Raw genomic sequence first — 23,476 nt, 5'->3', positions numbered from 1 at the left:
ACCGACCTCAGGGGCGAGGCAATCGCGAGAGCGCGGGGTGCGGGCGCCGCGGCGCCGTTCTGACCGGCGGCACGTCGGAAACCACCGCCGGGGCGTCACGGGACTGTTCCTCCCGCTCATGGAGAGAGGCGACCGTCTGCGACGTCCGCCTGAGGCCGGGCGAGGAATACACGCGCCTGGCCGTGCCCGCGCACACAGGGCAGCCATGGGCGGGAGGCGCAGTACCGATCGCCAGCTTCACATCGAAAGGCCCACAACGGCTGCATAGAAATTCATAGGTAGCCATCAGCACTCCGGGTGTCGATTGGGCGCTGGCCAACCCGAGATTCTTGGCGCGGCACTTCGGACGGTGCGCGTCGCAATACTTCCTTACTTTCAAGGAGACGACTCGACGATGCACGTGTCAAGTCACGGAGCCATTCCCCTGCTTGCGCGGAAGGGCCGGCCCGTAGCTGAATGTGGAGAACGTGGTGCGGATGCCGCAGGGGTCGGCGTGGACGACGTCGTGAGCTGCTCCGACAGGGCGGCCCTCCGCGCACCGGCACCCGCGAAGTGGTGGAGGACCGGTTCGGCGGGCGCGCCGTCCGTCCGGAGGAACGGCGGCCGTGGGCCGTGGATCGGCGGCGGATCCCGCCGGAGATCCACTTTCACCTCGTGATCTTATGTCCGTTGTGACCTGATTCACCCGTTTTTTTCTGGACGGGCGGCATTCACCGGCTTTAACGTCGATGAATAGCTTGATTTCTGCCATGCGACGGCAGTGGCGCCGCGCATATTCGTTTCGCGAGGAGAATCACGGCGGCGCACGCCGGGAAGGTGGATCAGTGAGCAGCATGGACGCCGTGTGGGTACGTGGCGTGAATGGCATTCAGATGCATCACGTGACCGACCTTCAGGATGCGGGACGGTTCCTCGGCAACGCGGCAATGGCTCTGCGGGCCGCGCACGTGCGGACCGGCACCGACCGGTACGCGGGACTGGGCGACGAGCTCAAGGCCCTGGTGCGGCGGGTGCGGGAGCTGGAGGACGAGGCGCGGTCGGTCATGCACGAACTGCACTCCAGCGACCCCGAGCGCTTCGCCCGCTGCCGGGACGGCCACGAGCCGTGGCCCGGTGAGATCCCGGCGGGATTCATTCCGCGCCACACCTGCAAGGACGAGTGCCTCTACCACGACCGCGACGTCCTCGAAGCGATCATGCAGTGCACCTGCGGTCGGCCGCCGTGCCAGGCCTGCGAGATCGGCGGAGCGCTCTGACGTTCTGACGCCCTGCCGCCCGACGACGGCCCGTGTCGGACTTCCCGGTCATCGGGGAGCCCGCGCGGGCCGTCGTCGGGCGCTCGCGATCTCAGTCGAACCACTCGTAGGACTTCCGGCGGAGGCCCTCCGCGTGGCGGCGGCAGCTTCGGCGCGCTCGCAGGGGCCGGGAGACGTGGGCGTCCGTCCAGCTCATGAGGGGCTGGGCGAGGCTGCCGTCGGACCTGAGGACGGCACGGCGGAACCGGATGGTGCACAGCCCGACGTCGGCGATGTCGATCGAGGTCCCACCCGTGGTGAATCCGGCCGGAAAGCCCGGCAGGCGCCTGCTGGATAGAATCGCAAGTGGGTACGAGCGGCCTGGAGCGTAGGCCGGTCATCAGGCCGTCCCGGTGAGAGGGCGCCGATGGACATGGCGGCGAACGACATGAGCCTGTACACGGGCCGGCCTTCCGGCCTGGTCGGTCAGCAGATCGCGGGCTACCGGATCGAGCAGGTGATCGGCCGCGGTGGCATGGCCGTCGTCTACCGTGCCAGGGACCTGCGGCTGGACCGCACGGTGGCCCTGAAGCTGATCGCCCCGGAGCGCGCCCGCGACGACACCTTCCGGCGGCGGTTCGCCCACGAGTCGAGGGTGGCGGCGGCCATCGACCACCCGCACATCGTTCCGATCTTCGAAGCCGGGGAGACCGACGGCGTCCTGTACATCGCCATGCGTTACGTCTCCGGTCTCGATCTGCGGGCCATGCTGGACCGGGAGGGCGCGCTCCCCGTCGCGACCGCCCTGCGGATCGCCGTCCAGGTGGCATCCGCCCTCGACGCGGCCCACGAGCACGATCTGGTGCACCGCGACGTCAAGCCCGGCAACATCCTGGTCGCCGCGGGTACCGACAGCGAGCATCCCGAGCACATCTACCTCACGGACTTCGGGCTGACGAAGAAGTCGCTCTCGCTGAGCGGGTTCACCGCCGCCGGCGAGTTCGTCGGCACACTCGACTACATGGCGCCGGAACAGATCTCCGGCCGGCCTGTCGACGGCAGGTGCGATCTCTACAGCCTCGCCTGTGTCGTCTACGAGACACTCGCCGGCGGTCCGCCGTTCCAGCGTGAGGAGGATGTGGCGCTGCTGTGGGCCCACCAGTACGACCAGCCGCCTCTCCTGACCGAGCGGCGGCCGGGGATCGCGTCGGCCGCGGCCGATGTCCTGGCCAAGGCCCTGTCCAAGATCCCCGAGGACCGCTACGGCTCCTGTCTGGAATTCGTGGCGGCGCTGCGTGACGCCACCGGGAGCGGCGCCGTCCTCGGCCACGCGCGGTCCCTCGCGAATGCCTCCCGGTCTGTCGGTAGCGCGGACCCGGAGTGGCCTTTGGAGCCTCCGGACTGGGCCAGGCCGGTGTTCCGGGGCCCGCCGGGGTGGCGGTAGACGGCTCCGGCCGCGCTGCGGGTCGGGATGCGGGGCGAGGTGCGAGTCGGGTCGGCGTGACGCGCGCGGCCGGCGGGTGGCTCCTTGGTGGTCACAGTCCGAGGGAGATGGCCAGCCGGGTCAGTTCCGCGGTGCTGTTGATGCCGAGCTTGGCGCGGATGCGGCGGAGGTAGGCGTCGACCGTGTGCTGGGAGAGTCCCATGTGGCGGGCCGTCTGCAGATAGGTGCGTCCGGCGGCGATGTGCCGCAGCGTCTCCTGCTCGCGCGGGGCCAGCGCGGGGGCCGGGGATTCGACGAGCGGCGTGGCGATGGTGAGGCTCATGGGATTCACTCCGATGGGTCGGCTCGGCCATCCCTGCTCACGTCCGTGGAAGCGGATGGCATATGCCGTTATGTCGCATTTTGTCCTCGTGTGAAAAAGCTTGACCTTGCGACTTCATGACAGCGTCCGTGGACTGTCACAGGCGCGTCACAAGGGGCGGTGCGGCTTCCCTGGCGGGGGCGCGAGGTGGGATCGGCGGGTGTCACCCCGCGAGGGACTGCTCGGCCCAGATGGTCTTGCCGATCGGCGCGTGCCGGGTGCCCCAGCGCTCCGCGAGCTGGGCGACCAGCAGCAGCCCACGCCCTCCCTCGTCGTAGGTCCGGGCCCGCCGCAGATGCGGAGCCGTGCTGCTCGAATCGGAGACCTCGCAGATCAGCGTGTTGTTCTCATGGATCAGCCGCAGCTGGATGGGCGGCCGGCCGTAGCGGATCGCGTTCGTGACCAGTTCGCTGACCAGGAGTTCGGTGACGAAGCCGACGTCGTCGAGCCCCCAGGCCGTGAGCTGGTCGGTGCTACGCCGACGGGCCTCGGCGACGATCGACGGGTCGGGCGGCAGCTCCCACACGGCGACCCGGTCCTCGTGGAGGGCCCGGGTGCGGGCGACGAGCAGGGCGACGTCGTCCTCGGGACGGTGCGTCAGCAGTCCCGTCAGCAGCCGGTCGCAGAGCGCCTCCAGCGTGGCGGCGGGACGGGTGAGGGCCTCGAACATCCGGTCCAGGGCGTCGTCGACGTCGTGGTCCCGGATCTGCAGCAGACCGTCGGTGTAGAGAGCGAGGACGGTGCCCTCGGGAAGCTCGGTCTCCACGCTCTCGAACGGCAGCCCGCCGAGTCCCAGGGGTGGGCCGGCAGGGACGTCCAGGAGGTACACATCGCCCTCGGGGGAGACCACGGCGGGCGGGGGATGGCCGGCCCGGGCGATGCTGCACCCCCGGGACACGGGGTCGTAGACCACGTACAGGCACGTCGTGCCGATGCCCCCGGCGGCGTCCCCCGCGCCCTTCGGACCGGCCTCGTCGGCGGCGAGGTGGATGATCAGGTCGTCGAGATGGGTGAGCAGCTCGTCCGGCGGCAGGTCGACGTCGGCCAGGGTGCGCACCGCCGTACGCAGTCGGCCCATGGTGGCGGCCGCGCGCATGCCGTGGCCGACGACGTCGCCCACGACCAGGGCCACCCGCGCCCCGGACAGCGGGATCACATCGAACCAGTCGCCGCCCACGCCGGACTCGGTGCCGGCCGGGAGGTAGCGGGAGGCGATCTCCACGGCCGAATGGGCCGGGAGCGACTGCGGCAGCAGACTGCGCTGCAGGGCCATGGTGTTGGTGCGCTCCCGGCTGTGGCGGCGCACGTTGTGGATGCTGACGGCCGCCCTCGTGGCGAAGCGCTCGGTCAGCCGCAGGTCCTCCGGCCCGAAGGGGTCCGGGCGCCGGTGCCGGCCGAGCACGGCCAGGCCGACGGTGGTTCCGCCCGCCCGCATCGGCACCGCCATGATCGAGTGGGTGCCGTGCTGCCTGATCCAGGCGGCCCCGGGATCCTGGGCCACCCAGCGGGCTACGGCCGGGTCGTCCGCCGCGTAGACGGCTCCGCGCCCCGCGGCCAGGCACTCGACGGGCGGTGACGCCGCCGGACAGACCGTCGTCGCGCCGATCCCGACGGCCGACACCGGGTCTGCCCCCAGGGCCGACCGCACGGCGGTACGGCACAGGGTGACCGGCTCCGCGACGGGGAAGGAGTACGGCTCGGTGCCGCTCGGGGGCGGGTCGAGCAGGTCGACGACCACGAAGTCGGCGAGCCGGGGGACGGTGACGTCGGACAGCTCCTGCGCGGTACGGGCACTGTTCAGACTGGTGCCGATGAGCGAGTCGGCGTCGGCGGTGAGGGACGCCGGCTGCGTGGCGCGCTCGGTTCCGCTGCGGTCGTGCGCTGCCAGGAAGACGCCCCGCACCCGGCCGTCCGGGTCCCGCAACGGGGTCAGCGAAGCCTCCCCGCCGGGTTCGCCGCCCGCACCCGCGCCGTGCGGGAACGTGCCCACCTGCTGGGGCTCCCCTGTCTCCAATGCCAGGCGCATCCTGTGTTCGGTCTCGTCGCTCACGGCGTCGGGCACGATGTCCGGCAACCGCAGCCCGCGCATCGCGTCCTCGGGGAGGGACAGCGCGCGCTCCATGCCGGCGTTCGCCCGCAGCAGCCGCAGGTCCGTGTCGAAGATAGCCGTGGCGCAGGGGGACTGGGTGAACGCCCACTGCTCCACACGTTCACCCCAGGATGTGCGCGGCCTGCCCGGCACGGGGGACACCACGAGCCACTGCGCCACCCCGCCGCGGGGACGCCGGTGGTGCGCGAGCAGTCCGACGTCCACTCGGTGGCCGTCGCGGTGCCGTAGCGCCACGGTTCCGCTCCACCGGTCCTGGCCGGACGGGAGCCGCCGGGTCGTGGGCCATCGGGAGTCGGTGTCGCCCAGCAGGCGGGCGGCCGGCAGCCCGATCACCTCGGAGGTCTCGTAGCCCAGCAGCCGACGGGCGCACTCGTTCCACCCGATCACGATGCCCTGCTCGTCGATGGTGGCCGTCGCCGTTCCGGCCGGCTCACGGGAGCGGTCCGGGTCCTGCGGCCGCTCACCAGGAGAGACGGGAAATCGTTCCATCGCCGCTCATCTCGCCCTCGTCAGCTCCTTCTTCCGCCGTCCCGCACGGGGACCCGCACGGCAGAGGACTCCACTGACAAGCATGATCTAGCGCGGCCGGGAGCACCAACGCAGCGCTGACGCGAACGAGATGGCGCGCGGTGGTCGCGGGGCGGTGACCACGGGACTGCGGTGGGGGTGGCCGCCGGGCGTGACCGCGGGGCCGCGGGGAGGGGCGGCCGCCGGGCGCGGAAACGTGCCGAAAGTTAAAATTCAGACACGGCGGAGCGGTTCGCGCCGGCCGAGACGCGCCCCTGTCCGTCTCCCGGCCGAGCGGTTCTCGTGCCCCGGACACCTGGCCTGCTGGCCTCCCGGCCACCGGGCCCTCCGGCATCACTCCGAGCAGCAGAAGTGGAAGACATGGCCAGCCCCGACGCCGACTTCCTCGCGACCCACGTCATACCCGCCGACGGACTGGCCGCCTGGGAGGTTCCCGACGTGTCCCGGCCGACCGTGCCGCTCGACGCGCTGCTGCCCGTCCAGCTCCTCGAACGGCGTGGCGACTGGGCGCGCATCATGTGCTGCAACGGCTGGTCGGCCTGGGTCGACGGCCGTCTCCTGGTCCCCGTACCGCAGCCCCCGCCGGAGTCCGCGGCGCCGCCCGCCCGCTCGGCGGAGCTGCGTCGGCTGCTCGCCCTGGCGATGGACGGGCTCGGCCACTACGAGCAGGCCACCGATGACCTGGCGGCGGGACGGGCCGACGGCGAGACCTTCCGGGAGCAGACCGAAGGGTTGCGGGCCGGGATCGTCATCGACGGCGAGGCGGCGTGGCTCTACGACGTCGAGCAGGAGCGTTGGATGTACTGCGACGGCGCGCGGATCGGCACCTACGCGGTCTCCTCCGCGCCGTCCGTCGACGAGGCGCCCTCGTCGGCGCCGTCCCCGTCCTCGAACGAGGTGCCGAAGCGGACGCAGATCGTGGACTGGCCGGGGGAGCCCTGACCGGCGGGACCGGTGATCGAGCTTGGGTCCGATGGCGCCGGAGCGCACAATGAGATCAAAAGCGCGAGTGCGCAGGAAGTGCCCCCCGTCGTCGACGGGGTCTTCGACCGGCGCGGCTCCTACGCCCGGCAGGAGGTGAGGCCGTGACCCCCGGACCGGAGCCAGAACGTCCGACCGGCCCGCCCTCCGGGCCTCTGACCGGGCGCCCCTCCGGCGGATCGGCGGGACATCCGCCACCGCCGCCCCCACCCGGCCACCGGGGGCCGGGTGCCCCGTCGTCCGGTCCCGGCGGGGGGTCGGCACAGGGTCCGGGCGGGCCGCCTCGGGGCCCGCGCGGGGGGAGCGGCCCTGGCGGCTCGGACGGCGACTCGGACCGACCGAAGCGGCGACGCGGCGGCGGAGGGGGGAGCCCCTGGCGGCGGTCCGTGCCGCGGATCATGGCGGTCACCGCCGCGGTGGCAGCCGTGGGTCTCGCCGTCGTCTTCACCCGCCCGGGCGGCGGACCGGCGGAAGCCGGCGAGGTCATCCTGCAGCCCACGAGTTCGACCGGGCCGGACCCGTACACACAGTCCACCGCGAAGACGACCTCGTCATTGCCGTCTGCCGCGCCCAACACGCCGGCGCCCAAGGACAACGCCATCCGCAGCGTCACCGGGTCGGAACCCGGGCTCTACGGGGGAACCCTCAACACCGCCAGCTGCGACGTGGAGAAGCAGATCCGTCATCTGACCTCCGATCGCGCCAAGAACAAGGCCTTCGCCTCGGTCCTGGCCCTGCGGGAGTCCGCGGTCGACACCTATCTGCGCTCACTGACCCCCGTGCTGTTGCGCTCCGACACCCGCGTCACCAACCACGGGTACCGCGACGGCGCCGCGACCGACTACCAGGCCGTGCTTCAGGCGGGAACGGCTGTCCTCGTCGACGGCCGCGGTGAGCCGAAGGTGCGTTGCGCCTGCGGAAATCCGCTCACCCGTGCGGTCCCTCAGAAGACCGCGCCCCAGGAGAAGGGGACCCCGTGGTCGGGGTACCGGCCGCAGAACGTCGTGGTCGTCAACCGCTCGGCGAAGGAGATCAAGGAGTTCGTCATCTTCGATGCGAGCGACCGGAATTGGGTTCGCCGCGACTCGGGTGACCAGGGCGATGCCGACCGGAAGACCACTGCCCCGGCAAGACATTGGCCCCTGCCGCCGAAAGAGCCACCGGCCAAGGAGCCACCGGCGAAGGAGCCACCGGCCAAGGAGTCGCCGCCGACTCAGGAGTCGCCGGACGGGCAGTTGCCGGAAAACGATCCGGGCCGAGACGACGTCGAGCCGCAGCCTGACTACGACTCGCCCGAGCACAAGCCCAACGACCCCGGAACCAAGCCGGACGAGAACAAGCCGGACCAGGACAAGCCTGAGCACAAGCCGGAGCAGAACGAGCCTCAACACAAGCCTGACCAGGACAAGCCCGAGCACAAGCCGGACGAGGACAAGCCCGAGCACAAGCCCGACGAGGACAAGCCGGACCAGGACAAGCCCGAGCACAAGCCCGACGAGGACAAGCCGGACCAGGACAAGCCCGAGCACAAGCCGGACCAGGACAAGCCTGACGAGGACAAGCCGGACCAGGACAAGCCCGAGCACAAGCCCGACAACCCCGGAACCAAGCCGGACGAGAACGAGCCCGAGCACAAGCCGCAGGAAGAGGAGAAGCCTGAAGAGGAGAAGCCGCAGGAAGAGGAGCAGCCTCAGGAGGAGCAGCCGCAGGAAGAGCAACAGCCCGAGCAGAACCCCGAAGTGGAGCAGCAGCCACAGGAACAGCAGCCTCAAGAGGAGCAGCAGCCCCAGCAGAACCCGGAAGAGGAGCAGCAGCCCCAGCAGAACCCGGAAGAGGAGCAGCAGCCCCAGGAGGATCAGCAGCCGCAGCAGCCCGAGCAGGAGCAGCAGCCTGCTCCCGACATCAACCCCGGCCCGGGCAACCAGGGTTGATCTGCGCCGGAGCCGGGCACGGAGCGGGCGCTGCCCCGTCCTGACCGGGCCCGCGCGGCGCCTTGCCGCCCGGACACGGGGGGCCTCGTGGGTGTCGGCACCGAGGCCACCGCATCTGCCGTCCATCATCGCGGCGGCGAAGCCGACGAGGGACGTCATGTGCGCGAAGGCCCTCGGGACGGTGGGAATCCTCGGTCGTGGCGATACGGTTCATGGCTTTCCTCCCGTTCGGTGGAGTGAGTTCCTGTCGAGTGCGGACTTCCGGGTCCGGGTTCGTTCTCCGGGTTTCGTTCTCCGGGTTCCCTCTCCCGGTGAAGCCCGCACCTCAAGTAGGCCCTGAGGGAATCCCGGGGTCATGGCACGACAAATCGTGACTTGACCGAGTGCGTGACGTCAGATAAGGGCCGCGCGGGCGCCGACTGTGACGGCCCCCATTGCGCCGCAGGGTCGGCCCCGTGAAGGCTCTCGCGGAACACGTGTCCGAAGAACTGTTATCCCGGGGCCCCCGATCGATCTCCCAGGTATCGGACAGGATCGTTCGGCGTCGAGGACAGGAAGACTTTTGATGAGTACAGAGCGCACGAGGGAGTCCGCGGCACTGGTGACTGCTGCCGCCGAGGGCGATCCCAAGGCTCAGGACGCTCTGGTCAGCGCGTTCCTGCCGCTGGTCTACAACGTCGTCGGCCGGGCTCTGAACGGTTCGGTCGACGTCGACGACGTCGTGCAGGACACCCTGCTCCGTGCCCTCGACTCGCTCGGCTCCCTGCGGGCTCCCGAGAACTTCCGCTCCTGGCTCGTGGCCATCGCGATGAACCAGGTCCGGACGCACTGGCACGACCGTCAGTCGGCCCCCGGCGCCGTCGAGGAGGCCCAGGACCTCGCCGATCCCGGCGCCGACTTCGTCGATCTGACCATGGTCCAGCTCCAGTTGACCGGGCAACGCCAGGAGACCGCCCGCGCGACCCGCTGGCTGGAGCCCGACGACCGGGGACTGCTGTCGCTGTGGTGGCTGGAGTGCGCGGGCGAGCTGACGCGGTCCGAGGTCGCCGCCGCACTCGAACTGTCCCCGCAGCACACGGCCGTACGCGTGCAGCGTATGAAGGCCCAGCTGGAGGCGGCCCGGGTGGTCGTGCGGGCGCTCGACGCGCGCCCGCGGTGCGAGGAGCTGAGCGGGTCGCTGGCTGCCTGGGACGGCCGGCCCTCGGCGTTGTGGCGCAAGCGAACAGCCCGGCACGCACGTGAGTGCGCGCGCTGCTCCGGGCTGTGGAGCGGGCTGATGCCCGCCGAGGGGCTGCTGGCCGGTCTGGCGCTGGTCGTCGCGACGCCCGCACTGCTGGACCGCGTGCTCGCCGCCTCCGGTGGGATGACCGCCGTGGGATCGGCGTCCCGGCCGGGCCCGTCCGGCGGCAGCGGCGGCTCGGGCACCGGAGTCGGACACCGCGCCGCGCAGGGGCGGGCGGGCTCGCGCAGCGCGGCCCGTCGGCGCAGGCGCGTCCGGCGCCGGGCCGCCGGAGTCGCCGTCCTCGCTGCCTGTGTCACGGGTGGCGGCCTGTGGTACTTCGACTCGGACCCCGACACCGCGAGCGAGGAGGCGTCCGCCGCGCGGACGACCGTCTCCCCCGCGGCTGAGGTCTCGACCGCCGGCACCGCCGAGGCATCCCCCTCCGCCTCCAGGTCCGCGTCGCCGTCCGCCTCACCGTCGAAGAAGGCGAGCCCCTCCAAGTCCCCGCGCCCGACCAGGAAGACGGTGCCGGCCCCGCGGCCGTCCGCCACACCGACACGCACCGTGTCCACCGCCCCGAAGACGCAGCCGGTGCCGACGGGTGACGTCGCGCAGGTGGTGGCCCTGGTGAACAAGGAGCGGTCGGCGGCCGGTTGCGGTCCGCTCGCGGAGGACGGCCAGTTGAACCGGGCCGCCCAGGGACACTCGCAGGACATGGCGGCCCGCGACTTCTTCGACCACACCAATCCCGACGGCGCCGACCCTGGGCAGCGCACGACCGCCGCGGGCTACAACTGGTCCACGTACGGCGAGAACATCGCCCGGGGCCAGCAGACCCCTGAGGCCGTGATGGACTCCTGGATGAACAGCCCAGGCCACCGCGCCAACATCCTCAACTGCTCGTTCAAGGACATCGGCGTGGGCATCCACGAGGGCTCCGGCGGACCGTGGTGGACGCAGAACTTCGGCGCCAGGCAATGAGAGAGCCTGGCGGGACCGACGGGTGAGGCCCTCCCAGGGACCCGGCTCCGTGGTGAGGGCCGCCGCTCCGGGGAGGGAGTGGGCGCGACCCGACGGCGGTGCGGCCCGCCCGAGAGGCCGTGAGTCGATGAGCGTGTTCGGATAGATCACCGGGTACCGCCACACCCTCCGGTCGGCCTCGGTCAGACCCGGCATCGGGGTCCGGCCCGCCGGGCGCCGCTCACGCGCACACCGCCGCGCAGCGGCGGGACCTGGAGGGGGCGTTGGTCCGGCTCAGAGCGCGGCACCCACCCTCGTCCTGTCCCTGAGCGACGGCTACGGCATCCGCCTCATCCTGCGCGACCCGACGGTCACCCTGGACGGCGCGCTCGGCTCCGTCTGGCGCCACGTCTCCGCCGCGCTCGGCCTGCCCGGCACCCTGCCCACGGAGTGACCCCGCGGCACCGCGGATCCCCGTGACCCCGGCGGCGACCGCTCCGCCATTCGGCGGCGACCGGCTCGCGCGCCCCGCCGGACCACGGTGGGCTTGCGGTGTACGCGTGCCGGTGCCCCGCGCGTGGGCGGCGTCGGGCGCCCAGCCGTGAATGGACAAGGCATGCACATATCCGCACCGACGGGCCGCCGCCGGGCCTGTGCCGCGGCCGTCGCCGCCGTCGTCACCTGCGCGACCGCACTGGCCGGACCGGGCCTCGCCACCGCCGACGGCACACAGGCACCCAAGTCGTCCGCCCCGAAGCTGAACTGGAGCCCCTGCGTCAAGGGCAGCCCCTTCGACTGCGCGACCGCGAAGGTGCCGCTGGACCACGGCGACCCCGGCGGACGCCGGCTCGAACTGGCCGTCGTCAAGCGGAAGGCGACCGCACCGACACGGCGCATCGGCACCCTGTTCTTCAACCCGGGCGGCCCCGGAGGGCCCGGCACCGTGCAGATGCCCCAGAACTACGACCTCCTCCCGCGCGAGGTCCGGGAGCGGTTCGACGTCGTCAGCTGGGACCCACGGGGGATCGGCAACAGCACCGCGGTCAACTGCTTCACGAGCACCGCCGAGGCGGAGAAGTGGACGGCGGCCAAGACGACCGGCGTCCCGGTGGGCGCGAAGGAGCGCGCGGCCTGGATCAGCGCGTACCAGGACCTCGGCAGGCGCTGTCAGCAAAGGGACCCGGAACTGCTGCGCCATGTGTCCACCACCGACACGGCACGCGACCTCGAAGAGCTCCGCAAGGCGGTGGGCGACCCGCAGCTCACGTACCTCGGCATCTCCTACGGCACCTACCTGGGCGCCACCTACGCCAACCTCTTCCCCGACACGGTCCGGGCCATGGTCCTGGACAGCAACTGGGACCCGCGGGCCTGGACGGACGACGCCTCGCAAGCCGCGGCCCGGCTCACCACCATGCTGCGGCTGGGATCGGACCGCGGGGCCGCGGCGGTCCTGGACGGGTTCCTGGAACTGTGCGGGGCCGCCACCACCGCCCGCTGCCCGTTCTCCGCGGGCAGCCCGCAGGAGACCCGGGAGAAGTTCGACGAGTTGCTGCGGCGACTGCGGACGGAACCCGTGGGCGAGTGGGGCTACGGCCCGACCGTCGGTGACGTGGTGAGCGGGCTCTACTCCGTCCTCCCGGGATGGGCGGACCTCGCCGACAGGCTGCAGGACCTGTGGCAGGGCCGGGCGCCGCGGCCGGCCGTGCTCCCGCCCGCGCCTCCCGTGGCGAAGCCGAGTCCGTACCTGGGAGAGGAACAGGCCGTCGCGGTCGTGTGCGGCGACAGCCCCAACCCGCGCGACCCCGGCGCCTACCCGGCCATGGAGGAGGCCAGTGCCGCGACGGCGGGAGACGCCGGGCGCTACTGGACGTGGGCCACCGTGGCTTGTGCCGCCTGGCCGGGGACCGCCCAGGACGTCTACCGCGGCCCGTGGAACAAGCGGACGGCCCACCCCGTCCTCGTCGTCGGCACCACGAACGACCCCGCGACCCCGTATTCGGGTTCCCAGGCCATGGCCAGGGAACTGGCGGACGCCCGTCTGCTCACCCACGAGGGTTACGGGCACACGGCCCTGATCAACCCCAACAGTTGTGTGCAGGCGCACGAGAGCCGCTACCTCGTCGACGGCACGCTGCCGCCGGCGGGGACGAAGTGCCGGCAGGACAGGCCGCCCTTCTCGGCGGGCTCGGCGGACACCCCGGACGCGGCGGAACGCGAGGGCTCTCCCGACTCGGCGGAACCGGAAGGCTCTTCGGATCCCGCGGATCCCGCGGATCCCGCGGATCCCGCGGATCCCGCGGACGAGCCGCGGGGCGCCGTCTCCGCGGGTGAGGGCGGCATGGCCAACATCCTCACCAGCCGTCCGTGACGACGGCCGTCAATGACGACAGCCGTCCATGACAGGCAACTGCCGCCCCGGACAACAGCCGTCGTCAGTAGGGCAGCGGACGCCCGGACGGGGTCCGCAGGTCGAGAGCCGTCGGGCGGCGCGGAGGCCGGGGACGCTTCTCCTCCTGGATCCGCTTCATGACCGCCTCCTCCTCCGGGTCCCGCGGATCGCCGTCATGCGCTCCGCGTGCAGGTGAACCGTCTCCTCGGCCGGAGGCCGGCCCTGGACGAGCGACCCGATCACCGGTTACGCCGGACCATTCCCCTCGGCCGGCGGGCCCAACCCCCACGGGCGCCTCCGTAACGGGCGTCACGGGCCGGGGCCTTGACCGGTGGGCGGGGCGGAGACGCCGGGCGTCCCGTCAGCCGACCGGGTCGCCCGGTCCCACAGCGTGTGTCTCCAGGTCAGGAGCCGCCAGCAGTTCGGCGATCAGTTCCGGGGACCCGCCGACGTAGGTGCTCGCCAGGTCCACGTCGCTACCGACGCACCAAGCGCGGTCCTGAGGCCACCACAGGTCGGGCAGCTCGCGGAACTCGTCCAGCGCGGTGGGGGAGACGGCGTCGGCGAGCGCGCCCGCGAGCAGTACCTCCTCCCGGCCGGGGGTCTCGAAGACGGGGAACCGGCCGAAGTCCCAGCGTCCGTAGCCGCACCAGAGCCCGAACCAGCAGTCCTCCGGGGTCCGGGTGTGCCGTTCCAGGACCGGGATCAGAGCAGTGGCGACGGGCAGCGGCGTCGACCCCTCCTCCGGGCGCTCGTCCCAGACCCCGGGCAGCTCGAACCCGGAGGCGTCCTGGTACTCGTCGCCCAACCCGATCAGTTGGTGCCAGCGTGCGGTCGGCGTCACCGTCCGCCCGTGGGCGGCGGCCACCGTCGCCCAGCGCACCGGCCGCTCGTCCAGGCCGGCCGGGTGCAACACCCGAACGTATGAGGGGAATCCGGGCACGGCCACGCCGCCCACAGTGCCGAGGCCGCCGGGCTCGCCGAATCCTGCCGTGCGTCCCGTCAGCCAGTCGGCCGGGGTCAGGTCGGCGGTGCGCACCCTCAGGCGACCGTACTGTTCCGGAGCGAGGTCCCGGTCGACCGGGCGGTAGTCGTTCACACCGCCCAGTCTCACCGACCGGGACCACGGACGAGGTTGCGGGTCAGCGGGTGACCAGCAGCCCGCGGTGGCGCAGTACCCGCCGCTCCAGCGGGCTGAAGAGCAGCAGGTCGACGGCGACACCGACGAGCAGGATCAGCAGGATGGCCAGGAACACCTGCGGCATGCTGCTGTTGGTGCGCCCGTTCTCCAGCAACTGGCCCAGTCCTATGCCCAGATCGGGCGAGGAGGCGATGATCTCGGCGGCCATCAGGGACCGCCAGGCGAACGCCCAGCCCTGCTTCAGTCCGGCGAGATAGCCGGGCAGCGCCGCCGGCATCACGATGTGCCGGGCCTCGCGCAGCCCGGTCGCGCCCAGGGTCCGCCCGGCGCGCAGGAACAGCGGCGGAATCTGGTCGATGCCCGCGACCAGGCCGTTGGCGATGGAGGGGACCGCGCCGAGCAGGATCACGGCGTACATCATCGAGTCGTTCAGGCCGAGCCAGATCACGGCGGGCGGCACCCAGGCCACCGACGGCAGCGACTGCAACCCGGACAGGACGGGACCGACGGCCGCCCGGACGAAGCCGACGCGGGCGACCAGCAGGCCGAGCGGGGTGCCGATGGCGAGCGCCATCAGGAAACCGAGCAGCCCGCGCGAGACGCTGGTCCAGATGTAGCCGAGGAGCGTGCCCTGGAGCCAGGCAGCGCGCAACTCGCCCCACACGTCGGACGGCGACGCCAGTTTGTAGTCGGGGGCGACCTCGGCCCACACCAGCAACTGCCAGACCACCAACACCAGTACGACGGCGGTGACGGGGGGCAGCACCTTGCGCGTCAGCGTCTCCCGCAGCGGTGTACGTGCCACCGGTGCCGACTCCAGGGCGTCGAGCCCCGCCTCCAGTCCCGCCAGGTCATGGGGGTCCTGCGGCTTCCCGGCGGCCGTGGGGCCGTCCTTGCGCACGTCGGCCTCGGTGCCGACGCCGTGGTCAGTGCCGGCCATGGCGGCGGATCTCCTCACGCAGTTCCTCGGTGATCTCGGCGGCCAGCCCGGCGACCGCGCTGTCCTCCAGACGGCGCGGCTGCGGAATGCCGACCGTCCACTCGCGCGCGATCCGCCCCGGGCGGGAGGACAGCAGCACGACGCGCTGTGCCAGCCGTACCGCCTCGCGCACGTTGTGCGTCACGAACAGGACCGAGACGCCCGTCTCGTGCCAGACGCGGGTCAGCTCGTCGTGCAGCACGTCCCGGGTGATCGCGTCCAGCGCGGCGAACGGCTCGTCCATCAGCAGCAGTCGGCTGTCCTGCGCCAGCGCGCGGGCCAGTGCGACGCGCTGGCGCATGCCGCCGGACAGCTCGTGCACCCGCTTGCGGTACGCGCCTCCGAGCCGTACGACCTCCAGCAGCCGTTCCGCCTCGGAGCGGCGCAGGGGAGCGGTGACCCCACGCAACTTCAGCGCGAGCTCGATGTTCTTGCCGGCCGTCAGCCACGGGAAGAGCGCGTGCTCCTGGAACATCAGGGCGGGCCGGCCGTCCGTGCTGATCGAGCCGGAGGACGGCAGGTCCAGCCCCGCGACCAGGTTGAGCAGGGTGGACTTGCCGCACCCGGAGGCCCCCAGGAGGGTGACGAACTCGCCCGGCGCGACATCGAGGGTGATGTCGTCGAGCACGAGCTGCCGCCCGCCGGGCGCGCCCGGCGCGGGAAAGGACTTCGAGACATGCTCGACACGGGCGGCGTACGTCGCCTGCGGGGCGTCCTCGGCGGCCTTGGCGATCGTGGTGGCCATGGTCGTCACCTCCTGGGAACTTATGGGATCCGGTCGGTCGTCAGGGCGTGCCGAGACCGGCGTCGTCGACCTCGTCCTTGCCCTCGGCCTTGAGCACCCCGTTCAGCGGCGCGAGGTCGTAGATGCCCTTCAGCTGCGGCTCCTCCAGCAGACCGGCCTTGACGGCGTGTTCGGCCTGGGCGTCGAGGGTGGCGGCCAGCGGGTCGTCGAGGAAGGTGATGGACTTCCACGCCGGGTCGATGACCTCGGCGGGCAGCTCCTTGCCCGACAGCTTCTTCAGCGCCGCGTTGGCGGACGCCTTCGCGTCCTCGGGGTTGGCGTTGATCCACTCGTTGGTCTTCACCGAACCGCGCAGCACGGCCTCGACGACGTCCGGGTGCTCCTTCAGGAAGCTCTGCGACACGATGATGTTCGTGATCACGAACTTCTTGTCGGGCCACAGGTCGGACTCGTCGAGGAGCACCTTCGCGCCCTCGGAGACGAGCTTGGACGCGGTCGGCTCGGGCACCCAGGCGCCGTCCACGGAGCCGGACTTGTAGGCGTCCGGGGTGATCTTGTTGTCCGTGCGGACCACGGAGACGTCACCGCCGCCGCTCTGCGCGTCGACCTTCCAGCCCTTCTCCGCGATCCAGTTGAGGAACGCGACGTCCTGGGTGTTGCCGAGCTGGGGCGTGGCGATCTTCTTGCCCTTGAGGTCGTCCAGGGTCTTGATCTTGTCGGGATTGACGACGAGCTTCACGCCGCCGGAGGCGGAACCGCTGATGATGCGCAGGTTCTTGCCGCCCGACTTGGTGAATCCGTTGATGGAGGGGGAGGGGCCGATCCAGCCGATGTCTATGGAGCCGGAGTTGAGCGCCTCGATCTCGGAGGGGCCGGCGTTGAACGTCGACGCCTTGATCCTGGTGCCGCCCAGTTCCTTCTGGAGCAGGCCCTCCTGGACGCCCACCAGGGCGGTGGCGTGGGTGAGGTTGGGGAAGTAGCCGATCCTCACTTCGTCGGCGGACAGCTTCTCGGCGTTCGCCGCGACCTCCGGCTGCTTGTCGTCGGAGGTGGACTCGGCACCGTAACCGCAGGCGGTCAGCAGGAGTGGGAGCGCCGCTGTGACGGCGAGGGCGCGCAGGGCGATGATCGGTCTTGCGGCAGACACGGAGGTGTCCTTTCAGGGAAAGGGCTGATCAAGAAGGTGCTGAACGTGTGGGGGGTGCGGCGCGGAAGCGGGCGCCGGAGCGCCGCTCACCGCGCCCTTCGAGGTGCAAGGGCGCGGGAGTGGAGGCGGGGCGGAGGCGGGTGGAGGCAGGGCGCGGAGGGCGCGGCCGGCCGAAGGGCGTCGCTGCGGACGGCCTCAGACGGGCCGACAGATGGCGCTGGACGTGCGGCCGAGGTCGATGTGGCGGCGCGAGGTCAGCAGCGGGAGCGACCGGCCGGCCCGGCCGTGGCGGTCGCATCGGTCGAACGCTCGCATGGCCCACCCCCCGGGATTCCTAGCTTCCCTACCTGACTGCTAGGGATCGTGGCAGAAGGTCGCCCTCTCCCCAAGGGGGTGTTCGTATGATGGACGACCTCATCTCGCAGTTCGGAATCCGGTCACCGGCGGGATGCCGGCGAGGCCGCGACGGCCGGGGCGGACGGTGCGAGGAAGGACGTGAGGTGCCACGTTCACGGCCGCCGGTGGAGTCCGGTCCCGGGCTCAGACCGGCAGGGCGAAAGGAGGATGCGTGCCGTCGAGGAAGTAGTCCCCGACCTCACGCAGCCGGTGGGTGCCGGGCTCGAACAGGGTGTGGGTCCGGGCATTGCGCCAGAAGCGGTCGAAGCCCAGCCGCGCCGAGGCGGCGCGGGAGCCGATGACGTCGAGGGCGCGGGTGGTGGTCTCCCGCGCGGCCCTGGCGGCTGCCGCTTCGGCCATCGCCGCGAGGACGGAGATCTCCGCGTACTCGTCGTGGGCGAGGTCCTCGCCACGGGCCAGCCCGCCGTACAGGGCCGCCAGTGCCTGATCGGTGAGTGCGGACGCGGAGCGGGCGAGGACCACGAGTTCCCCGTAGGCGGCCCGCACCTGCGGGTCGTGGGAGGTGCCGGCCGGACAGGAGGGCGGCCAGGGGGCGTGGCCCGGCCTGCTGTACTCACGGGCTTCCGCGAGAACTCCGTCGGCCATTCCGAGCAGCACCTGGACGGAGAAGAGGCGTCCGACCGGGGACGCCAGGGCGGTCGCGGGCGACAGGACGTCCTCGTCCGCGGGCAGGGAGCCGAGGACGTCGTCGGCGGTGACCGGAACGGCGTCGAACTCGACGCTGCCGCCGCCCGCGAGTCGCTGGCCGAAGGTGCCCGCGTCGTCGTCGATCCGCACGCCCCGGTGGCCGGGATCCACGACGACGGCGAGCGGTTCGCCGGTGTCCGCCCGTACGGCCCGAACGGCGAGCCGGTCGGCGACGAGGACCCCGGTGACGTAGCTCTGCCGGCCGTCGAGCACCGAGCCGTGGGGCTTCCCGGTCAGTCTGGGCGGGGCCTCCCGGGGCGCGAGCCCCCCTCCCCAGCACCACTGCTCCGCCGCGGACCGCCGCTCCAGCCGGGCGGCGCGGTCCGGCTGGGCGAAGCACCGGGCGCTCCACGACAGGAAGTAGTGACAGCCCAGCAGTTGACCGATCGCCCCGTCCGCCGCGGCGATCTGCCGGACGACGGAGTAGGCCGTCGGCCAGTCCGTGCCGCCTCCGCCGGAGCCGGACGGTGTCAGGAGCGTCAGCAGCCCCGCCTCACGCAGCCGGGACACTTCGTCGAACGGTGCCTTGCCTGCCTGCTCCCTGGCCACCGCGTCGGTGGCCAGGTCGTCCGCCGCTTCGCGGGCCACGCGCAGCCAGTGCGCCCGACCGGGCCCGGTCCGGTCGGCCGGCGCGGACTTCTCGGGTTGCTCGCGTGCCCCGGATGCCGACTCGTGTGCCCCGGATGCCGATGCGGGTCCCGGCGGTGCGGCGGCTACGCCCATGGCGGTCGTCTCCTCACCGTCCGTCCAGGCACGCGGAGCCTGGGCCGTGGCCGGGGCCGCCGTCGTGTGCGGTGGGGGTCGCCCACCAGGCGCGGCCGTCGTGTGTCGGGGAAGTGCCGTGGTCATGGCGGTCGTCCCTCGGAAGTGTGCGGGTCCGTCAGGCGGGGCGGGTGACATGCCCGGCAGTCCGGCCGGCTGGAGGAAGGGTGTGCGGGGGCACGGGCGATGCGGGGAGAGCCGGGTGCCTTACGCGGGACAGCGGGCGGCGCTGACGACGTGACCGAAGTCGAGATGCCGGCGACGAACGAGTCGTTGCTGCGTACGGGACATGAACAGCATCCTGTGCGGCTGCTCCGCACCCGTCAAGGCTTTCCTAGTAATTCGATAGGAAACATAGGGAAGGAGCTCTCGCGGCGGGTCGCCGCCTCGGCGTGGAGGGGTTGTTTCCGGTCACGGACCCCGGATCTGGCGAATCTTCGTCTTGCGCCCGGAGACCCCCTGCTTCAACCCGGTCTTAGGTTAGGCTAACCTTCGCAACGTGCGAGCTGCTGAAGAGACCCCCGGGCCCGTGAGTCCACGTGGTCATGAGCTGTCGGCCACGGATGTCACCGTGGCCTACGACGGCGTCGATGTCGTGCACGGTGCTGCGCTGAAGCTGCGACCGGGCGAAGTGACCGTGCTGGTGGGGCCCAACGGCAGCGGCAAGTCGACGCTGCTGCGCACCCTGGCGCGGCTGCAGCGGCCGAGGGCCGCCGAACTCGTCATCGACGGCGAGACCGACGCCCTGGCGCTGACTCCCCGTGAGTTCTCACGCCGTGTCGCCCTGCTGACGCAGGGGCGGCCCACGCCCACCGGGCTGACGGTCCGGGACGTCGTCGAGTTCGGCCGCTACCCCTACCGGGGACGCTGGGGTCGCGGCGACACGGAGGGCCGGGCCGCGGTGGACCGCGCGCTCGCCCTGACCGGCGTCGCGGAGCTCGCCGAACGGGGCGCCGAGCACCTCTCGGGCGGCCAGCTCCAGCGCGTCTGGCTCGCCGGCTGCCTGGCCCAGGAGACCGGCGTCCTGCTCCTCGACGAGCCCACCACCTATCTGGACCTCCGGTACCAGATCGAACTCCTCGACCTCGTCCGCGACCTGGCGGACGAGCACGGGATCGCGGTCGGCGCCGTCCTGCACGACCTGGACCAGGCCGCGGCCGTGGCCAACCGGATCGTGCTGCTCCACGAGGGCCGGATCATCGCCGACGGCCTGCCCGAGGACGTCCTCACGGCACAGCGGCTCACCGACACGTACGGCATCCGTATCGAGGTCGACACCGACCCCCTCACCGGCCGGCTGCGCACCCGCGCCATCGGCCGCCACCACACGCGAAGCGAAAGGCTCAGTACCACCTCATGAGACGCCTCCTGCTGACCGCGGCGGTCACCACCGCCGCGGCGCTCACCCTGACCGCCTGCGGGACCACCGAGCCCGCCGCCGACGACGCGCCGAAGAAGACCAGCGAGCGCATCACCCTCACCGACGCCACCGGCGCCAAGGTGGAACTCGACGGTCCGGCCAAGAAGGTCGTCGGAACCGAGTGGAACGTCGTCGAGAACCTGATATCGCTGGGCGTCGACCCCATCGGCGTCGCCGACGTCAAGGGCTACAAGACCTGGGACACCGCGGTCGCGCTGAAGAACGAGCCCAAGGACATCGGCACGCGCGGCGAGCCCAGCATGGACACCATCGCCTCGCTGTCCCCGGACCTCATCGTCGCCACCACCGACCTGCCGCCGGCCGCCGTGAAGCAGCTGCGCGAGGTCGCCCCGGTCCTGGAGGTCCGCTCCGCCGACGCCGCCGACCCGATCGGGCGGATGACCGAGAACCTGGACCTCATCGCCCAGGCCACCGGCACCACCGACAAGGCGGACGAGCTCAAGAAGCGGTTCGACGCGAAGCTCGCCGAGGGCAAGAAGGCCCTCGCCGACGCCGGACTCACGGGCGCCGACTACGCCTTCGCCGACGGCTACGTCGTCTCCAACCAGGTCTCGATCCGGCCGTACACCGGCGGCTCGCTCATCGGCGCGGTCAACGAGAAGCTCGGCCTGAAGAACGCCTGGGCGATCGAGGGCGACAAGGACTACGGACTCGCCTCCACCGACGTCGAGGGCCTGACCGAGCTGGGCGACGTGCAGTTCGCCTACATCGGCAGCGAGGGCGACAAGGCCAGCACCCCGTTCGCCGGCGCGCTGGCGAAGGACAAGGTGTGGACCTCGCTGCCGTTCGTGAAGAAGGGCAACGTGCACCGGCTGCCCGACGGCATCTGGATGTTCGGCGGCACCGAGTCGATGGAGCTGTACGTCGACGCGGTCGTCGAGGCCCTGGCGAAGTAGCACCGTGGCCGTCACCGCAACCGCTCCCACCACCCGCCCGACGCCCGCCACGTCCCGGAGCGGCGCCGCCGCGGTGACGGCCACGCTGGTCCTGCTGGTCGCCGTGCTCGCACTGGTGGACATCACGCAGGGCACGGCCGCGGTCGGCGCGCCCGAGGTGTGGAAGGCGCTCACCGGCGAGGCCGAGCCGGGCGACTCGTCCGTCGTCGTCGCCTCCCGGCTGCCCCGCATGACGGCCGGCCTGGTCGTCGGGATCCTGCTGGGCATGGCGGGCGCCGCCCTGCAGGCCGTCAGCCGCAACGTCCTCGCGTCCCCCGACACCCTCGCCGTCAACGCGGGTTCGTATCTCGCTCTCGGCGTGGCGGCCGTCACCGGCGTCTCGCTCCCGCTGTTCGCCTCCTCCGGCGTGGCGTTCGCCGGCGGCCTCGCCGCCGCCGGCGTCGTCCTCGGACTGTCCGGTCCCGGCTCGGGCACCGTACGGCTCGTGCTGGCCGGCAGCGCCCTGATGCTCGGCCTCGGCGCCGTCACCGAGGGGCTGCTCCTGCTGTTCCCGCAGCAGACCGAGGGCCTCTACCGCTGGAACCAGGGCAGCATCGCCCAGAACGGGTTCGACGGCGTGCTCCAGACGGCACCCATCGGTGTCGCCGGTCTCGTCGGGCTGCTGCTCGTCGCCCGGCGGCTCGACGCCCTGGCGCTCGGCGACGACGCCGCTCGCGGCCTGGGCGTCCGGGTCCGCACCACCCGGGTCACCGTCGTCGTGTTCACGGCGCTGCTCTCCACGGCCGCCGTCACGCTCGCCGGACCGATCGGCTTCGTCGGCCTGTGCGCCCCCGCGCTCGTACGCCCCCTCGCCCGCAGGTTCCGCGGATTCACCCGCACCCGTGCGAACATGCCGCTCGCGGGGCTCGTCGGCGCGTCGCTGGTGCTCGGCTCCGACGTGCTGCTGCGTGCCGTCGTCCCCACGGAGCTGGCCGTCGCGGTGCCGACCGGGGTCGTCACCAGTCTGGTCGGCGCGGTCTTCCTGATCGCGATGGCCACCCGGGTGCGGGACGGCGCCGCCGCCGCGCCCGACCGGCTGCGCATCAGGAGCCGAACCGTCTTCCTCACCACCACGGCCGTCCTGGTGGCCCTCCTCATCGGGGTCACGATCGCCGCCGTGCTGCTCGGCGACAGCAAGCTGCTGCTGGGCGACGTCGTCAACTGGGCGCAGGGCAGGGCCGGGCGGACCGTCGGCTTCGTCCTCGACACCCGGGTGCCCCGGGTCGCCGCGGCGCTCCTCGCGGGCGCGGCGCTGGCACTGGCGGGGACCCTCGTACAGTCCGTGACCCGCAACCCCCTGGCCGAGCCCGGTGTCCTCGGAGTCTCCGGCGGCGCGGCGCTCGGTGCCGTACTCCTCGTCACGACCGTGCCCCTGGCGGGGTCGTGGACCGTGGCCGGCGGGGCGTTCGCGGGCGCGGCGGTCAGCTCCCTGCTCGTCTTCGGGCTCGCGGCGCGGGGCGGGTTCCAGCAGAACCGGCTCGTCCTCGTCGGGTTCGGCGTCGCGACCGGCGCGAGTGCCCTGATCAGCCTGCTCATCATCCTCACCGACCCGTTCAACGCGACCAAGGCGCTCACCTGGCTGTCGGGCTCCACCTACGGCCGGACGCTGCCCGACGTGGCGCCGCTCGCCGTGGTCCTCGCCGTCGGTGCGGCCGTGGCGGTGCTGCGGCGCACGGAACTCGACCTGGTGTCGCTCGACGAGGACACCCCGAGGCTCCTCGGGCTCGACGTGGCCCGCGGGCGCCTGGGCTTCCTCGTGGTGAGCGTGCTGCTGGCCGCCACCGCCGTGGCCGCCGCGGGCACGATCGGCTTCGTCGGCCTCGTCGCGCCGCACGCGGCCCGTGCCCTCGTGGGCCGGCAGCATGTGCGGGTGGTGCCGGTCGCGATGCTCCTCGGCGCCCTTCTGGTCTGCACGGCCGACCTGATCGGCAGGACCGTGATCGCACCGGCACAGCTCGGCGCGGGCCTGATGACCGCGGTGATCGGGACGCCGTACTTCCTGTATCTGCTCGTCCGCAGCCGCCGCTAGCGGCGGCTGCGGACGGCTGCGGACGGTCA

At 72.1% G+C, this 23,476-nt stretch carries 18 protein-coding genes; 9 read left to right on the top strand and 9 right to left on the bottom strand.

Going from position 1 to position 23,476, the window contains the following annotated elements:
• Nucleotides 1-7: 7 nt before the first annotated feature.
• Complete coding sequence (locus tag ACWCPM_RS15405; protein WP_450976662.1) at nt 8-286, bottom strand: FmdB family zinc ribbon protein; 279 nt, start codon at nt 284-286, stop codon at nt 8-10.
• 547 nt (nt 287-833) lie between these two features.
• Between ACWCPM_RS15405 and ACWCPM_RS15400 the strand changes: the two genes are divergently transcribed.
• Together ACWCPM_RS15400 and ACWCPM_RS15395 are read left to right on the top strand one after the other, a co-directional pair.
• Nucleotides 834-1,256 carry a hypothetical protein gene (locus tag ACWCPM_RS15400; protein ID WP_450976779.1) on the top strand — a complete coding sequence of 141 codons (423 nt, stop codon included), beginning with the start codon at nt 834-836 and terminating at the stop codon, nt 1,254-1,256.
• Nucleotides 1,257-1,668: 412 nt separating this feature from the next.
• Nucleotides 1,669-2,679 (top strand): serine/threonine-protein kinase, encoded by a 1,011-nt coding sequence (locus ACWCPM_RS15395; protein ID WP_450976661.1) that lies wholly within the window; start codon nt 1,669-1,671, stop codon nt 2,677-2,679.
• Nucleotides 2,680-2,770: 91 nt separating this feature from the next.
• Here ACWCPM_RS15395 and ACWCPM_RS15390 read toward each other — a convergent pair whose 3' ends face one another.
• Together ACWCPM_RS15390 and ACWCPM_RS15385 are read right to left on the bottom strand one after the other, a co-directional pair.
• Nucleotides 2,771-3,001, bottom strand: coding sequence for a response regulator transcription factor (locus ACWCPM_RS15390; protein WP_450976660.1), 231 nt, complete (start codon nt 2,999-3,001; stop codon nt 2,771-2,773).
• 202 nt (nt 3,002-3,203) lie between these two features.
• Entirely contained in the window at nt 3,204-5,639 is a 2,436-nt protein-coding gene (locus tag ACWCPM_RS15385) for a SpoIIE family protein phosphatase (protein WP_450976659.1), read from the bottom strand.
• Nucleotides 5,640-6,038: 399 nt separating this feature from the next.
• On the opposite strand from ACWCPM_RS15385, the gene ACWCPM_RS15380 reads away from it, so the two are divergent.
• The 4 genes from ACWCPM_RS15380 (at nt 6,039) to ACWCPM_RS15365 (ending at nt 13,143) form a co-directional block, all read left to right on the top strand.
• Nucleotides 6,039-6,620 carry a hypothetical protein gene (locus ACWCPM_RS15380; protein WP_450976658.1) on the top strand — a complete coding sequence of 194 codons (582 nt, stop codon included), beginning with the start codon at nt 6,039-6,041 and terminating at the stop codon, nt 6,618-6,620.
• A 437-nt stretch (nt 6,621-7,057) separates the two neighbouring features.
• Nucleotides 7,058-8,590, top strand: coding sequence for a DUF6777 domain-containing protein (locus tag ACWCPM_RS15375; RefSeq protein ID WP_450976657.1), 1,533 nt, complete (start codon nt 7,058-7,060; stop codon nt 8,588-8,590).
• A gap of 565 nt (nt 8,591-9,155) precedes the next feature.
• Nucleotides 9,156-10,793 carry a sigma-70 family RNA polymerase sigma factor gene (locus tag ACWCPM_RS15370; protein ID WP_450976656.1) on the top strand — a complete coding sequence of 546 codons (1,638 nt, stop codon included), beginning with the start codon at nt 9,156-9,158 and terminating at the stop codon, nt 10,791-10,793.
• A gap of 595 nt (nt 10,794-11,388) precedes the next feature.
• On the top strand, nt 11,389-13,143 hold the full coding sequence (locus ACWCPM_RS15365) for an alpha/beta hydrolase (protein ID WP_450976655.1): 1,755 nt from the start codon (nt 11,389-11,391) through the stop codon (nt 13,141-13,143).
• Between the two features lie 382 nt (nt 13,144-13,525).
• Here the strand turns inward: ACWCPM_RS15365 and ACWCPM_RS15360 are convergent, their stop codons facing one another.
• From ACWCPM_RS15360 to ACWCPM_RS15335, 6 genes are all read right to left on the bottom strand, one after another.
• Nucleotides 13,526-14,263, bottom strand: coding sequence for a hypothetical protein (locus ACWCPM_RS15360; RefSeq protein WP_450976654.1), 738 nt, complete (start codon nt 14,261-14,263; stop codon nt 13,526-13,528).
• A gap of 43 nt (nt 14,264-14,306) precedes the next feature.
• On the bottom strand, nt 14,307-15,245 hold the full coding sequence (locus tag ACWCPM_RS15355; protein ID WP_450976653.1) for an ABC transporter permease: 939 nt from the start codon (nt 15,243-15,245) through the stop codon (nt 14,307-14,309).
• Nucleotides 15,232-16,029, bottom strand: a complete 798-nt coding sequence (locus ACWCPM_RS15350; protein WP_450976652.1) for an ABC transporter ATP-binding protein — start codon at nt 16,027-16,029, stop codon at nt 15,232-15,234. The genes ACWCPM_RS15355 and ACWCPM_RS15350 overlap by 14 nt, the downstream gene beginning before the upstream one ends.
• 40 nt (nt 16,030-16,069) lie before the next feature.
• Complete coding sequence (locus tag ACWCPM_RS15345) at nt 16,070-17,176, bottom strand: ABC transporter substrate-binding protein (RefSeq protein ID WP_450976651.1); 1,107 nt, start codon at nt 17,174-17,176, stop codon at nt 16,070-16,072.
• A gap of 195 nt (nt 17,177-17,371) precedes the next feature.
• Entirely contained in the window at nt 17,372-17,491 is a 120-nt protein-coding gene (locus tag ACWCPM_RS15340; protein WP_450976650.1) for a putative leader peptide, read from the bottom strand.
• 225 nt (nt 17,492-17,716) lie between these two features.
• Nucleotides 17,717-19,003, bottom strand: a complete 1,287-nt coding sequence (locus tag ACWCPM_RS15335) for an acyl-CoA dehydrogenase family protein (protein WP_450976649.1) — start codon at nt 19,001-19,003, stop codon at nt 17,717-17,719.
• Between the two features lie 568 nt (nt 19,004-19,571).
• Between ACWCPM_RS15335 and ACWCPM_RS15330 the strand changes: the two genes are divergently transcribed.
• Genes ACWCPM_RS15330 through ACWCPM_RS15320 form a run of 3 tightly spaced genes read left to right on the top strand, consistent with a single transcriptional unit; the run spans nt 19,572 to nt 23,447 of the window.
• Nucleotides 19,572-20,402 (top strand): ABC transporter ATP-binding protein, encoded by an 831-nt coding sequence (locus ACWCPM_RS15330; RefSeq protein ID WP_450976648.1) that lies wholly within the window; start codon nt 19,572-19,574, stop codon nt 20,400-20,402.
• Complete coding sequence (locus tag ACWCPM_RS15325) at nt 20,399-21,379, top strand: iron-siderophore ABC transporter substrate-binding protein (protein ID WP_450976647.1); 981 nt, start codon at nt 20,399-20,401, stop codon at nt 21,377-21,379. The genes ACWCPM_RS15330 and ACWCPM_RS15325 overlap by 4 nt, the downstream gene beginning before the upstream one ends.
• Before the next feature lie 4 nt (nt 21,380-21,383).
• Nucleotides 21,384-23,447 (top strand): iron ABC transporter permease, encoded by a 2,064-nt coding sequence (locus ACWCPM_RS15320; RefSeq protein ID WP_450976646.1) that lies wholly within the window; start codon nt 21,384-21,386, stop codon nt 23,445-23,447.
• The last annotated feature ends 29 nt before the right edge of the window (nt 23,448-23,476 follow it).

It is taken from the genome of Streptomyces sp. NPDC002309 (assembly GCF_053593375.1).
Note: the sequence above shows the minus strand (reverse complement) of the source record. Positions and strands in the feature narration are given on the sequence as shown.